Origin of the sequence: Mesorhizobium sp. 113-1-2 (assembly GCF_016756475.1) — a bacterium.
GTDB lineage: Bacteria > Pseudomonadota > Alphaproteobacteria > Rhizobiales > Rhizobiaceae > Mesorhizobium > Mesorhizobium loti_C.
In genome coordinates this window covers 1,280,758-1,294,269 of sequence record NZ_AP023242.1, presented here as the reverse complement: position 1 = coordinate 1,294,269, position 13,512 = coordinate 1,280,758, and the positions used below count along the sequence as shown (strand labels likewise).

The 13,512-nt window shown below is 62.6% G+C and carries 14 protein-coding genes; 5 read left to right on the top strand and 9 right to left on the bottom strand.

Going from position 1 to position 13,512, the window contains the following annotated elements:
• Positions 1-11 precede the first annotated feature (11 nt).
• Complete coding sequence (locus JN279_RS06175) at positions 12-839, top strand: alkaline phosphatase family protein (RefSeq protein ID WP_244734427.1); 828 nt, start codon at positions 12-14, stop codon at positions 837-839.
• A 438-nt stretch (positions 840-1,277) separates the two neighbouring features.
• Positions 1,278-1,904 (top strand): DUF1062 domain-containing protein, encoded by a 627-nt coding sequence (locus JN279_RS06170; protein ID WP_202352308.1) that lies wholly within the window; start codon positions 1,278-1,280, stop codon positions 1,902-1,904.
• 57 nt (positions 1,905-1,961) lie between these two features.
• On the opposite strand, the gene typA is transcribed toward JN279_RS06170, so the two are convergent.
• Complete coding sequence (gene typA, locus JN279_RS06165) at positions 1,962-3,791, bottom strand: translational GTPase TypA (protein ID WP_095204316.1); 1,830 nt, start codon at positions 3,789-3,791, stop codon at positions 1,962-1,964.
• Positions 3,792-3,989: 198 nt separating this feature from the next.
• On the opposite strand from typA, the gene JN279_RS06160 reads away from it, so the two are divergent.
• A complete protein-coding gene (locus tag JN279_RS06160; protein WP_202352307.1) occupies positions 3,990-4,274 on the top strand; it encodes a hypothetical protein in 285 nt (94 codons plus the stop codon).
• A 13-nt stretch (positions 4,275-4,287) separates the two neighbouring features.
• Here the strand turns inward: JN279_RS06160 and JN279_RS06155 are convergent, their stop codons facing one another.
• Entirely contained in the window at positions 4,288-5,862 is a 1,575-nt protein-coding gene (locus JN279_RS06155; RefSeq protein WP_202352306.1) for an alkaline phosphatase D family protein, read from the bottom strand.
• 320 nt (positions 5,863-6,182) lie between these two features.
• A complete protein-coding gene (locus JN279_RS06150; protein WP_096451444.1) occupies positions 6,183-7,466 on the bottom strand; it encodes an MFS transporter in 1,284 nt (427 codons plus the stop codon).
• A 74-nt stretch (positions 7,467-7,540) separates the two neighbouring features.
• Between JN279_RS06150 and JN279_RS06145 the strand changes: the two genes are divergently transcribed.
• Positions 7,541-8,158, top strand: coding sequence for a TetR/AcrR family transcriptional regulator (locus tag JN279_RS06145; protein WP_202352305.1), 618 nt, complete (start codon positions 7,541-7,543; stop codon positions 8,156-8,158).
• A 44-nt stretch (positions 8,159-8,202) separates the two neighbouring features.
• On the top strand, positions 8,203-8,796 hold the full coding sequence (locus JN279_RS06140; RefSeq protein WP_202352304.1) for a hypothetical protein: 594 nt from the start codon (positions 8,203-8,205) through the stop codon (positions 8,794-8,796).
• Here the strand turns inward: JN279_RS06140 and ppa are convergent, their stop codons facing one another.
• The 6 genes from ppa to JN279_RS06110 form a co-directional block, all read right to left on the bottom strand.
• Entirely contained in the window at positions 8,797-9,330 is a 534-nt protein-coding gene (gene ppa / locus JN279_RS06135; RefSeq protein ID WP_096451448.1) for an inorganic diphosphatase, read from the bottom strand. It lies immediately after the preceding gene.
• Between the two features lie 200 nt (positions 9,331-9,530).
• The gene (locus JN279_RS06130) at positions 9,531-10,037 is read right to left on the bottom strand and encodes a GNAT family N-acetyltransferase (RefSeq protein ID WP_010912199.1); all 507 of its coding nucleotides are present in this window, start codon (positions 10,035-10,037) and stop codon (positions 9,531-9,533) included.
• Positions 10,038-10,189: 152 nt separating this feature from the next.
• Positions 10,190-10,828: a TPM domain-containing protein gene (locus JN279_RS06125; protein ID WP_202352303.1), complete on the bottom strand. Its 639-nt coding sequence runs from the start codon at positions 10,826-10,828 to the stop codon at positions 10,190-10,192.
• A gap of 4 nt (positions 10,829-10,832) precedes the next feature.
• Positions 10,833-11,729 (bottom strand): TPM domain-containing protein, encoded by an 897-nt coding sequence (locus JN279_RS06120; protein WP_202352302.1) that lies wholly within the window; start codon positions 11,727-11,729, stop codon positions 10,833-10,835.
• Positions 11,730-11,733: 4 nt separating this feature from the next.
• Positions 11,734-12,579, bottom strand: coding sequence for a TPM domain-containing protein (locus JN279_RS06115; protein ID WP_202352301.1), 846 nt, complete (start codon positions 12,577-12,579; stop codon positions 11,734-11,736).
• Between the two features lie 178 nt (positions 12,580-12,757).
• The gene (locus JN279_RS06110; RefSeq protein ID WP_202352300.1) at positions 12,758-13,393 is read right to left on the bottom strand and encodes a LemA family protein; all 636 of its coding nucleotides are present in this window, start codon (positions 13,391-13,393) and stop codon (positions 12,758-12,760) included.
• Positions 13,394-13,512: the final 119 nt, after the last annotated feature.

Below are 13,512 nucleotides of genomic sequence, written 5' to 3'. Positions count from 1 at the left end.
GAGGAGTTTTCGTGGTTGTGCAAAGTTGGCGCAAGGTCGTTCGACGGCTCTCCATTCTGGCTGTCCTGGTAGCCAGCATGGCGCTAAACGGAGCGCCCCAAGCCGTAGCATCGTCGAGGAAGCCGCCGAAATATGATCACGTCGTTGTCGTGATCATGGAGAACCACAGCTTTGAGCAGATTTCACTGGCGAGACGAGCTGCTCCCTATTTGAACAAGTTGGCAAAAGGCGGCGCGCTGTTCGATCGATCCTATGGAGTTGCTCATCCCAGCCAGCCCAATTACTTCGCGCTGTTCAGCGGCTTGACACAGAACGTCCATGACGATGGCATGCACGCCTTTGCTGCGCCGAACCTGGCCGCTCGTCTTCGGGCTCACGGCAAGACATTTACGGGCTACGTCGAAGCCGGATCGCCGCGAAAACATAATCCGTGGGAATCGTTTGCCGACGCGAAGGGATCTGAGAAGTCTCTTGCCCACCTCCCTCGCGACTACGAGAAGCTACCATCCGTCAGTTTCGTGATCCCCAATCTCGAAAATGACATGCATGACGGCACAATAGAGACGGCTGACACTTGGTTGAGAACTCACCTTGGAGGCTACGCCGCCTGGTCGAAGAAAAACAACAGCCTTTTGGTAGTGACCTTCGATGAAGACGACTACCATACAGAGAACCATATATTCACTGTATTCTACGGATCCGGAATCGAATCAGGACGTTACTCGGAAAGGATCGATCACTATTCGGTCTTGCGAACCATTGAAGACATAGAGAGCATACCCCCCTTGGGCACCAGTGTCATCAGAAGGGTGATCGCAAGTGGCTGGAGCCGACGGTAATTTCGCGCTGGACATGTCACAAGCACCGATCGCCGGCGTCGTCGCTCCTCCCCATCGTCTCGACAATCGGTCGGCTCCAAACACGTTGGAAAGCCATCATTCGTTTGAAGCCATTGGCACCCTTGCAGTCCTCATTGGCTACGGCTAGAAGGGCCGCCGCGAAACAATCTCGAGCTTCACTTTGCCTCAGTAACCGCCGGTCTCGTCAACTCCCCCGACACACCTGATGGCGCCGCACTCGCGGTGCCTGTTTTATGTTCATGTGTTCCTCTGGGCGGCGGTTCGAGACCGGTTTGGCACCGCTGAACCGCTGTCGCGCGCTTTCCGCCAGCGACACCTGACTTCAAGAATCTCCGCAGCCTACCGCCACGCCGCGCCCGCAGGGGCATCTCGATCGTGCCGACCTGATGAACTTCCCGATGGGAAGGGCTTACCGGCATGTCTTCTACTGTGCGCATCCACTGGGCGATCACGCCTCAAATCGCACCGCAACCCCTGATCAACTGCAATCGCTGCGGCGGTGTGAAGGCCTATCGCTGCAGCGGCAAATTCCGCGTCAACGCCAACGGCAAGCGCATTGACGTCTGGCTGATCTACCGCTGCGTCACCTGCGACAATTCCTGGAATTTCGGCATTTTCGAACGCAGCAACCGCCGCGACATCGAACCGGCGCTGCTTCAGGCGCTCGAAAGCAACGATCCGGGGCTGGCGCGGCGCCATGCCTTCGACATCGTCGCTCTGCGCAACCAGGTGGGGCGTGTCGAGGAGTTTCCCGATGTCGCCGTGCACAAGCGGTTGCTCGACGGTGCCAGGCAAAGCGCGGCGGTTCTGGAACTCCGGCTTGGGTTGGAAATGCCGACATCACTCCGGCTCGACCGTCTGCTTGCCAATGAACTCGGCATTGCGCGCTCGCGGCTCCAGGCGCTGGAGGAGCGGCGCCTGCTGGTCGTCGATCCGGACGGCGCCAAAGCCTTGCGCAAGCCGGCCCGCGCGGGAACAACAATCCACGTCGCCCTGGCCGGCGAGCCGGACCACGAAGCGATCATCCGCGCGGCCGGCGGATGAACGAAAGAGGGCGGAGCACTTGATGCTCCGCCCTCTCAGAAATCGTCAGAAGAAAAATTACGCCGCGCCGACCGCCTTGGCCGACTTCTCGAAACGCTTGCGCTCGTTCGGATCGAGGTAGAGCTTGCGCAGGCGGATGGTCTTCGGCGTCACCTCGACCAGTTCGTCGTCCTGGATCCAGGCCAGCGCGCGTTCCAGCGTCATGCGGATCGGCGGGGTGAGCTTGACCGCCTCGTCCTTGCCGGCGGCGCGGATGTTGGTCAGCTTCTTGCCCTTCAGCACGTTCACTTCGAGGTCGTTGTCCCTGGAGTGGATGCCGATGATCATGCCCTGATAGACCTTGACGCCCGGATCGATGACCATCGGGCCGCGATCTTCCAGGTTCCACATGGCATAGGCGACGGATTCGCCCTGCTCGTTGGAAATCAAAACGCCGTTGGTACGGCCGGGCAACTCGCCCTTGTAGGGCTCATAGGCATGGAACAGCCGGTTCATCACGGCGGTGCCGCGCGTGTCGGTCAGCAGCTCCGACTGGTAGCCGATCAGGCCGCGCGTCGGCGCGTGGAAGACGATGCGCTGGCGGTTGCCGCCGGAAGGGCGCAGTTCGACCATCTCGGCCTTGCGCTCCGACATCTTCTGCACGACGACGCCGGCATGTTCCTCGTCGACGTCGATGACGACTTCCTCGACCGGCTCCAGCAATTCGCCGTTCTCGCCCTTCTGCATAACGACGCGCGGACGCGACACGGCGATTTCAAAGCCTTCGCGGCGCATCGTCTCGATCAGCACGGCCAGCTGCAATTCGCCGCGGCCGGAGACGAAGAACGAATCCTTGTCGGGCGATTCCTCGATCTTCAGCGCGACATTGCCTTCGGCCTCGCGCAGCAGGCGGTCGCGGATGACACGACTGGTCACCTTGTCGCCTTCGGTGCCGGCGAGCGGGCTGTCATTGACCAGGAAGGACATGGTCACGGTCGGCGGATCGATCGGCTGCGCATGCAGCGCCTCGGTCACCGCCAGATCGCAGAACGTGTCGGCGACGGTGCCCTTCGACAGGCCGGCGATGGCGACGATGTCACCCGCCTGGGCTTCCTCGATCGGTTGGCGCTCGAGGCCACGGAAAGCCAGTATCTTCGAGATGCGGCCGGTTTCGATCTGGGTGCCGTCATGGTGCAGCACCTTGACCGCCTGGTTGGCCTTCAGCGTGCCGGATTCGATGCGGCCGGTGATGATACGGCCGAGGAACGGGTTGGCTTCCAGGATGGTGCCGATCATGCGGAACGGGCCGGGATGGACGGTCGGCGCCGGCACATGCTTGATGACGAGGTCGAACAGCGGCGCCAGCTGCTGGTCCTTCGGGCCTTCCGGATTCTCGGAGACCCAGCCGTCGCGGCCCGAACCGTAGAGGATCGGGAAGTCGAGCTGCTCATCGGTGGCGTCGAGCGCGGCAAACAGATCGAACACCTCGTTGACGACCTCGACATGACGGGCGTCCGGGCGATCGATCTTGTTGATGACGACGATCGGCTTCAGCCCGACCTTGAGCGCCTTGCCGACGACGAATTTGGTCTGCGGCATCGGGCCCTCGGCGGCATCGACCAGCACGATGGCCGAATCCACCATCGAAAGGATGCGCTCGACCTCGCCGCCGAAATCGGCGTGGCCGGGGGTGTCGACGATGTTGATGCGGGTATCCTTCCAGTCGACCGAGGTCGCCTTGGCCAGGATGGTGATGCCGCGTTCCTTTTCGAGGTCGTTGGAATCCATGGCGCGCTCGGCGACGCGCTGATTGTCGCGGAAGGAGCCGGACTGCTTCAAAAGCTGGTCGACAAGGGTGGTCTTTCCATGGTCGACGTGCGCGATGATCGCGATATTACGGAGTTTCATGTTCTGGGTCTCGGAAGCGTTGCAGGCAGCAGGCCAAAGGCGCTGCCTCTTTCGGTTGCGCGGCTCATACAGGGTTTTTCGCAGTTGCGAAAGGGGAAGCGCGACACCAAATACTCATCAAATCTTAAGCATCTGCGTGTGAGATGATTTTGTTAACCAAGGCGGGAACCTTTTGAGGGCCCGGGCAGTTCGACCGTCATGACCGATAAACTCAACCGATTTTGGCCGCTCATCGCTTCGGTGGCCTTTGCCTTGCTGCTGGCGGCCAACGCCGCGCAGTCGGCTGCCGCGACCCAGAAAGGCGCGCGCGCTGTTGCGCAGTCTGACACCCAGACCGCCGAACAGGCCTTTGCCGATGCGCCTGACGGCGTTGACCCGATGGTGACGGGACCGGTCAGCGCCGCCTTCAAGCAGCGCCAAGCCGCTGCCAACTGCGACAGCGCGGTGTGGCCGAACATTCCGATAGTCTGCTACCCCGACTGACGATTGCCAGCGCTTACGCCGATCGCACCGGATCGAGAGTGACCTTGTAGAGTTCGTTGTCGTCGCGATCCATCAGCCGCACGGTCATCTGTTCGCTGGCGCCGCTGATATCCACCAGCCCAAAGAACTGCAGGCCCGCCGATGGCGGCAGGTTCTGTCCCTGTTCGGCGGTCGGCGCCTTGATGAATTTCAGCTCCGGACCGAAGGTCATGTCGAGATCGTTGGGGCCGAAGGTGCCGGCGTGGATCGGGCCGGAGACGAATTCCCAGAAGGGGTTGAAATCCTGGAACTGCGCCTTGTCTGGGTTGTAGTAGTGCGCGGCCGTATAGTGCACGTCGGCGGTGAGCCACACCGTGTTGGTGACGCCGGCAGTCTTGATGAAGCGCAGCACGTCGGCGAATTCCATCTCGCGGCCCTTCGGCTTGCCATTGTCGTTGTTGCTGACGGCTTCGAAGCCGACCTTCTTCGCCGCGTCGTCCCAGACCACGAGGCTGAGCGGCATGTCGGCGGCGATGATCTTCCAGGTCGCCTTGGAGTTGGCCAGTTCCCGCTTCAGCCACTTCGACTGCTCCTCGCCGATCATGCGCGACTGCGGTGTGAGGGTTTCCTGCAGGTTCGGGCCGTTCGGGCCGCGATAGGAGCGCATGTCGAGGAAGAAGACGTCGAGCAGCGGCCCGTGCGAGATCTTGCGGTAGACCCGGCCCGGTTCCGCCGGCTCGTAACGGATGGTGGTCATCTCGTGGAAGGCGCGCGCCGCCCGCGCCGCCAGCACGTGGATGGATTTTTCCTTGTAGCGGTCGTCCTTGCCAAGGTCCTTCGAGTCCGACCAGTTGTTGAGCACTTCGTGGTCGTCCCACTGGTAGAAGGTCGGGCAGATGGCGCTGAGTTCCAGCACGTTCTTGTCCATCATGTTGTACTTCCACTGGTCGCGGTATTCGTCCAGCGTCTCGGCAACCTTGCGTTTGCCGTCGATGAGCACGACGTTCTTCCACTTGCCGCCTCCGGGCAGGTCGACCTCGTCCTTCATGGCGCCGTCGGCATAGATGGTGTCGCCCGAATGCAGGAAGAAGTCCGGCGTGTGCTTGGCGATGGTGGCGTAGGTTTTCATGCCGATCTCATCGATGCCCCAGCCCTGGCCGGCGGTATCGCCCGACCAGGCGAACTTGACATCGCGCTTCGAGGCCGGCGCTGTGCGGAAGCGGCCGACGATCGGCTCGGAGACGGCGTTGACGTCGGCGAGATCGGCCGCAACCATGCGATAGAAGATGTCCTGATCGGAGGCGAGATCGGTGAGCAGCCGCTTCACCGTGTAGTCGCTGGCAGGCGAGGTATCGAGCGGCGCCAGACGCGTCGCATTGGCAAAGCTTTCCGCCGACGAGACCTCGAACATGACGCGCGCCGGACGATCCGTGCGCGTCCACACCATGCCGCTGGAGGCATCGACGTCGCCGGACTGGACGCCATGGGTGAAGGCCGGACGCTGGCTCGCGCGGGAATAGTAGGGCAAGGCGAGGCCCGAGGCGCCGAGGAGACCGGCAGCGCTCGCGGAGGTGACAAAGGCGCGGCGGGTCATCGAAAGCTTGTTCATGGCTGTCTCCTGGATGGCTTTGAACGTCGCCATCAAGGTCCGGCCTCAATGTTTCAGCCGCATCTCGGAACCATGAAGTTTTGATAACAGTGAACAGGCCAGGCAGCCTCGCAACAAAACCGGGCGGCTTGGTCGTCAGGCCACCCGGTTTGAGGTTTGGATATTGCAATCGGCAGCGAAGGTGTGTCGAGATTCAGGTCAGGCCGAGTCGAAAACGGTGGTTTCCGAGAACCGGAGCGGAGCGTACTCAAAGTACGTGAGCACCGGAAGCGCAGGAAATCACCGTTTGCAGGCCGGCATCACCTGAATATCGGCGCGCCTTAAGCGGCCTGCGGTTCCGGATCGAAAGCCGGCCGGCTGGTGTTGATCAGCAACGAGATACAGGCCGCCGCGATGGCCGTCATGCCGGCGATCAGGAAGGCCAACTCGTAATTGCCCTGCAGCTCGCGCATGGTGCCGCCGAAGGCAGCCGCTGCCGCGGCACCAACTTGGTGGCCGGCAACGATCCAGCCGAACACGATCGGCCCGCTGCGGTCGCCGAACGCCTCGTTGGCGAGCCGCAGCGTTGGCGGCACGGTGGCGATCCAGTCGAGGCCGTAGAGCACGGCGAAAATGATCAGGCTGGTCGCCGAGAAGCCGGAATAGGGCAGGTAGATCAGCGACAGGCCGCGAATGGCATAGTAGACGCCGAGCAGCTTGCGCGGGTCGAAACGGTCGGTGAGCCAGCCCGACAGCGTCGTGCCGATCAGGTCGAAGATGCCCATCATCGACAGCAGGCCGGCGGCCTGCACCTCGCCGATGCCCATGTCGCCGCAAAAGGCGATGAGATGCGTGCCGACCAGCCCGTTGGTGGTGAACCCGCAGACGAAGAAGGTAGCGAACAAGTACCAGAACACCCGTGTGCCGGCGGCGCGGCGCAGCGTGTTGAGCGTATGCGCCAGGAAATTACCTTGCGAGGCGGGCGATGTCGGCGGCACGTCATCGGCCTCGGCGCCATAGCGCACCATGCCGATCGAGGCCGGCCGCTCCGGCACCAGCAGCCAGACCAGCGGTATCATTGCCGCCGTGGCGACCGCGACTGCAACGGCAACCGGCTGCCAGCCGCCCGATTGCGCCAAAGCGGCTATCAACGGCAGGAACACCAGCATGCCCGACGCACTTGAGGCCGACATCAATCCCATCACCAGGCCACGATTGGTCTTGAACCAACGATTGACGATGGTAGCGCCAAGCACGCTGGCGACCGCGCCGGAGCCGATGCCGGAGAAGACGCCCCAGGTGATGAAGAGATGCCAGGGCTTGGTCATCAGCAGGCTGAGCGCCGTCGAACCCGACATGACCAGCAGCGAGGCAAGCAGCGTGCGACGCAGACCGATTCTTTCCATCAGCGCGGCGGCGAACGGGCCGGTCAGGCCATAGAGCAGGATGCCAACGCCGGCGGCCAGCGAGATGACGTCGCGCCGCCAGCCAAAACTGTTTTCCAGCGGCAACATCATGACCGAGGGTGCGGAACGAAGCCCGGCCGCAACCAGCAGGCAGAGAAAGATGACGCCGACCACGACGAAAGCGTAGCGCTGGCCAAACGGACGGGATTGAGCTATCATGTTACTTACCGGTACGTTGCAAGATGGGAGCCTGTATACGTACCGATCGGTAACATTGTCAATCGAGTCCCATGATGCCAACTGACAAAAATATTGAACTAACCATCAGCGACGGTCATGCATCGGCGCCGCCGAAGGCTGCCAAGAAGATCCTCGACGTGGCGTATGACCTTTTCTACCGGCGCGGTATCAGGGCGATCGGCGTCGACGAGATCGTCAAACGGGCCGGCGTCACCAAGCCCAGCCTCTATCGCAGCTTCCCTTCCAAGGACGAGTTGGCCGCTTCCTATCTTCGGCAATACGATCGTGAATATTGGGAACGTTTCGACGAGGCGGTCAAAGCCCATCCGGGCGACCCGCGCGCGCAGATCAAGGCTTTCCTGACCCGCATCGGCAAGCGCACGCAAGTGGCGGACTATCGCGGCTGCGGCATGACCAACGCGGCGGTCGAATATCCCGACCACAGCCATCCGGCCCGCGTGGTGAGCGAAGCCAACAAGCAGGAGCTGCGCCGCAGGCTGCGCGCCATGGCCGCCGCGATGGGGGCGCAGGACCCCGACACGCTGGGCGACGGACTGCTGCTCCTCATCGAAGGCGCCTATATCAGCGGCCAGCTGTTCGGCCTCGGCGGTCCGGCACAGTCGGTCGCCCGCAACGCCGATCTGCTGATCGAAGCGAGCTTGAAGAAATAGCGATTGGCGGTACGCTGCTCCGGCCCGAACCGGAGGTGCCCGCCATGCGTGCCGTTCTGATCCCGCTTACCCTCGCCGGTCTCTGCCAGGCAGCCCATGCCGGCGACATATCGAGCGCCTACACCGATCTCGACTCGAAGAAGGATTGCGTGACCTATGCGCAGGCCGATGAGGGCGATGGCGACTGGGCCGATCTCGCCTGTTCGGGCTATCGCGGCTACCCTGTGCTGATCGCCTATGACGACGCCCGCGAATCGCTGTTCTACGGTTTTCCGCCGGGCGGAGACATGACGTCCGTCTGGGAGAGTTTTTCAGGCTTCAATTCGTCCGGAGCCAAGGTCGAATGGCGCATCGAAACCAATGGCGACAAGGCCGTGCCCTTCGCGGTCATCCACCGCCGCACGATCAGCAATGGCGAGGATCAGAACAAATCAACGGATGTGCTGCTCGTCGCCAAGGTCGGCCAGATGGACGCGCGCGAAAGCTGCACCGTCGGCCTTGTCCTGGCCACCGGCAACCCGCAAGCCAACGACCAGGCGCGAAAACTCGCCGACGAGAAGGCGCGCACCTTTACCTGCGGCAAGGACCGGCACACCGTCATCGGCAACGTGCCGGCTTTCGGCCGGGTCGATAACTGACTATTTGCTCTTCTTCGCCCGTTCGATCGCGTCGACGATCATCTTCTTGGCATATTTGGAATCGTGCCAGCCTTCGATCTTGACCCATTTGCCGGGCTCGAGATCCTTGTAGTGCTCGAAGAAGTGCTGCACCTGCTGGCGGGTGATCTCGGGCAGGTGCGTGTATTCGGTGACGTTCTCGTAGCGCAGCGTCAGCTTGGGCGACGGCACGGCGATGACCTTCTCGTCCTGGCCGGCATTGTCTTCCATCACCAGCACGCCGATCGGCCTGACATTGATGACGCAGCCCGGCACAAGGGCGCGCGTGTTGCAGACCAGCACGTCGATCGGATCGCCATCGCCCGACAGCGTGTGCGGCACGAAGCCGTAATTGCCGGGATAGCGCATCGAGGTGTGCAGGAAGCGGTCGACGAACAGCGTGCCGGCCTCCTTGTCCATCTCATACTTGATCGGCTCGCCGCCGATCGGCACTTCGATGATGACGTTGACGTCTTCAGGCGGATTCTTTCCGGTGGCTATGGCTTCAATGCGCATGGATTTGTCCCTCTCTCGGTTGGGAGGAGATAGCGGGCGGCGCAGAATGGTGCAATGCGGCGAATGGTGCTCGCGCACGTCAGTCGAGACGCGATGGCATCCAACGCGTTCAATCATTAGCACAAGATGTTTCAGCGGCGTGATTTCACGGGGATGCGCACCGCGTACCGGCCTAGCTTTCCACGATCATCTCCGGGCAATCATTCCCAGACGAAGGCGACCTTCTTCAGCGCTTTCTGCTCGAAGATCTCGACACCCTCGGCAACGTCGCGGCCGCCGGCGCCGGCATAGAAGGCCAGCGCGTTCTGGTTGTCTTCCAGCGCCCACACCACCATGCCTTTCAGGCCATGGTCGGCCAGACGCGCCCTGGCTGCCGAAAACAGCCGCCGGCCAAGACCGATGCCCTGATATTCCGGGCGCAGGTACAGTTCGTAGATCTCGCCTTGCTGCTTGAGTTCCCGGGCGCGGTTCTTGCCGATCGTCGCATAGCCGGCGATCGTGCCGCCGATTTCGACGACTAGAACGGTGGCGGCGCGGCGAATCGCATTCGCCCACCAGTCGGCGCCGCGGCGGTTGATCATCGACGTCAGCGTACGATGCGGAATGATGCCGGAATAGGCGCCGCGCCAGGCTTCCAAGTGCACTTCGGCAATGGCGCCTGCATCGCGCGGGTCGGCTTTCCGGATGTCGATCGTCAGCGTATTCATGATTTGTTAACCATAAACCCGCGTCGCCCGATTGCAAGAGTCCGGGCGGCCCGCCGGCCGCTTTCTCACAGCCGATCCTGACATTGCTGACATCGGGCAAAAGCCGTCCGGAAACAGGCCGGATCGGCAAAATGGTGTCTACCAGCAGGCTCTCAGATTTCGACCAGATGGTCGTCTAGCTCGTTGGTGTCGCCCGAGGTGACCGGGAAATGCTCGGCCAGCACCGCCCCCACCTGCTCGATCGCCTTGACGAAACCATCGGCAAGCCGGTCGTCGCCGGCGTGCGCCGTGAGGTCACGCACCACGCCATCCCAAACATGCTGGCCGACCTTGGCGTCGATGCCGGAATCGGCGACCACCTCGGCATAGCGTTCGACGATCGAGACGAAGACCAGCACGCCGGTGCGCGCCGTCGTGCGGTGGACGTTGCGGGCGAGGAACTGCTTGACCGCGTTGGCGTGCGCCGCCTGATAGCGCAGCCGCCGTGGCACCATGTGGATGCGCAGGCCGGGAACCGCCCACAACAGGACCAGCACGCAGGCCAGCGCCAGCAATTGGGCGATGACGAAATGCGGCAGGCGGATGGTGAGCCACCAGGCTTCCAGCCCATAGGCGACGGCGAGGCTGACGACCAGCATGCCCAGCGTCGCCATCAAGGCGGCGGGGGCGAAATAACCGTTGCTGGCATGCGCGACGACGCAGTAGATCTCGCCGTCGGTTTTGGTTTCCGCGGCGCGGATCGCATCGGCGATGCGTTCGTGATCTTCGGGACTGATCGGTCGTGTTGCCATTGTCTCACCAGCTTCCTGAAGAACCACCACCACCGGACGAACCGCCGCCGCCCGAGAAACCGCCGCCGCTGCTGCTCGACCCGGACGACCAGCTGCTGCCGGAACTCCCCGAAGACCAGCCGCTGCTTGACGACCCCGATGTCCAGCCGCTGGAACCCGACGACGATCCGCTTGGCCCCCGGCCGTAGCGAAACGTCATGCCCAGCCATTTGTATACGCCCGGTGACAGTTTTGTGCCGAACATCGGCGGCAGGAACGCCATCGCCAGGCCACCGAAGAACATCGTCGCCCACAGGATCAGGAAGATCACGACAATCGGGTCCACTGGGTTGCTGTTGTCGGCGGGATTGCGCTTGCCGCGCGCTTCGAGCTCCTCCGGATTGCCGTCCAGCACCATCACCATATCGTCGACGGCCTTGGAGATGCCGCCGGAGAAATCGCCTGCGCGGAACGCCGGCACCATGTCGTTTTCGATGATCAGCTTGGTGTGCAGGTCGGTCAGCGTGCCTTCCAGCCCATAGCCGACCTCAATGCGCATCTTGCGGTCGTTCTTGGCCACCAGCAAAAGCACGCCGTTGTTCTCACCCGCCTGGCCGAGCTTCCAGAAGCGGAACAGCCGGTTGGCGTAGGGTTCAATCTCCTCGCCGTCGAGGCTGGGGATCGTCGCGACGACGATCTGGTCGGAGCCCTTTTTCTCGAAATCCGCGAGTTTTTGCGTCAGCGCAGCCTTGGTCCCGGCATCGATGATGCCGGCATTGTCGACGACACGGCCGGTCAGTGCCGGCAACTCGGCGGCGAAAACCGCGAAGCAGGACAAAAGCAGCGCCAGCGCCGACAAGACAGCATGGATCACCGGGTTAAAATGGCCGGGCCTCGAAGGGTTGATGGTGCGTGTCGTCATGCCGTCACCAGCTTCCCGAGGAGCCGCCACCGCCGGACGAACCGCCGCCGCCGGAAAAGCCACCACCGCCGCCACCTGAAGACCAGCCACCGCCGGAACTGCCCGAGGACCAGCCGCCACTAGAGGAGCGCCGGCCAGGCTCGAAGGTCATGCCGAGCCAGCGATAGCGCCCTGGGCCGAGCTTCTGGCCGAAGATCGGCGGCAGGATGGAGGCCGCGATGCCGCCGAAGAAGATGACCGCCCAGATGCCGATGAACACCGCGAAGAACAGATTATCGGTATTGAACGGTGCTTTCTGGTTGCGCTCGCCGCGCGCCACCAATTCCTCAGGATTGCCTTCCAGCACCATGACCATGTCGTCGACGGCCTTCGAGATGCCGCCGGAGAAATCGCCGGCGCGGAAGGCCGGCACCATGTCGTTTTCGATGATCAGCTTGGTGTGCAGGTCGGTCAGCGTGCCTTCCAGACCATAGCCGACCTCGATGCGCATCTTGTGGTCGTTCGGCACGACCAGCAGCAACACGCCATTGTTCTCCTTGGCCTGGCCAAGCTTCCAGAAACGGAACAGCCGGTTGGCGTAGGGTTCGATCTCCTCGCCGCCGAGGCTGGGGATGGTCGCGACGACGATCTGGTCGGAACCCTTGGTCTCAAAGGCGGCAAGCTTTTGCGTCAGCGCCGCCCTGGTCCCGGCATCGATGATGCCGGCATTGTCGACGACACGGCCGGTGAGGGCGGGAAGGTCGGCGGCGATGGCGGCTAGGGGGAGGAAAAGGAGGCCGGCAAGAAGGCAAAGAAGGGTGAGGTAAGCGCGAGGCCCCCCTCTCTGTCCTGCCGGACATCTCCCCCTCAAGGGGGGAGATTGGACGTCACGCCGGCCTTCGCCAATCACCGACGCAGAAGGATGAGCGACGCGTTCGAAACTGCCAATCTCCCCCCTTGAGGGGGAGATGTCCGGCAGGACAGAGGGGGGTGTTTGCACGCCAGCGGTCCGTCTTGTGGCAAAGAGACACTCAGCCGATTTCGCGAAATTACCCGCCCTGCTTCGTGCCGAAATCGACCTTCGGCGGCTGCATCTTGTCTTCGTCGACGGTGAAATTGGCGAAGGGTTCGTTGCTGCGGAACCAGAAGGTCGCCCACAGCACGGACGGGAACGTCTTCAACGTCAGATTATAATCCCTGACAGCCTGGATGTAGTCTCGCCGCGCCACCGCGATGCGGTTCTCGGTGCCCTCGAGCTGGGCCTGCAGCGCGAGAAAGTTCTGGTTGGCCTTGAGGTCGGGGTAGGCCTCCGATACCGCGATCAGCCGCGACAGCGCACTGGTCAGCCCGGCCTGGGCATCCTGGAACTTCTTGAGGGCTTCGGGATCCTTCAGCGTTTCCGGCGTCACCGTGATCTGCGTCGCCTTGGCGCGCGCCTCGACCACCGCGTCGAGCGTGTCCTTTTCATGCGAAGCATAGCCTTTGACCGTCTCGACCAGATTGGGGATGAGGTCGGCGCGGCGCTGATACTGGTTCAGCACCTCGCTCCAGGCCGCCTTGGCGTTTTCCTCCGCCGTCGGGATCGTGTTGTAGCCGCAGCCGGCAAGCAACGGCAGCACGATTGCCATCATCAGGAAGGCGGGCAGCGTGCGGAGTGATGGTCGAGCAAGGCGCTGGGCAAGCATGATGGGGTCCCTCGGTAGAAGTTGCATGCGAAGCATTACCACAATCAGCGCGCAAGAAAACGGCCACGGGCGGCAACCGCCGGCCCGGAACGCCCCGCGCCGCGCAAGGCCCTGTGATT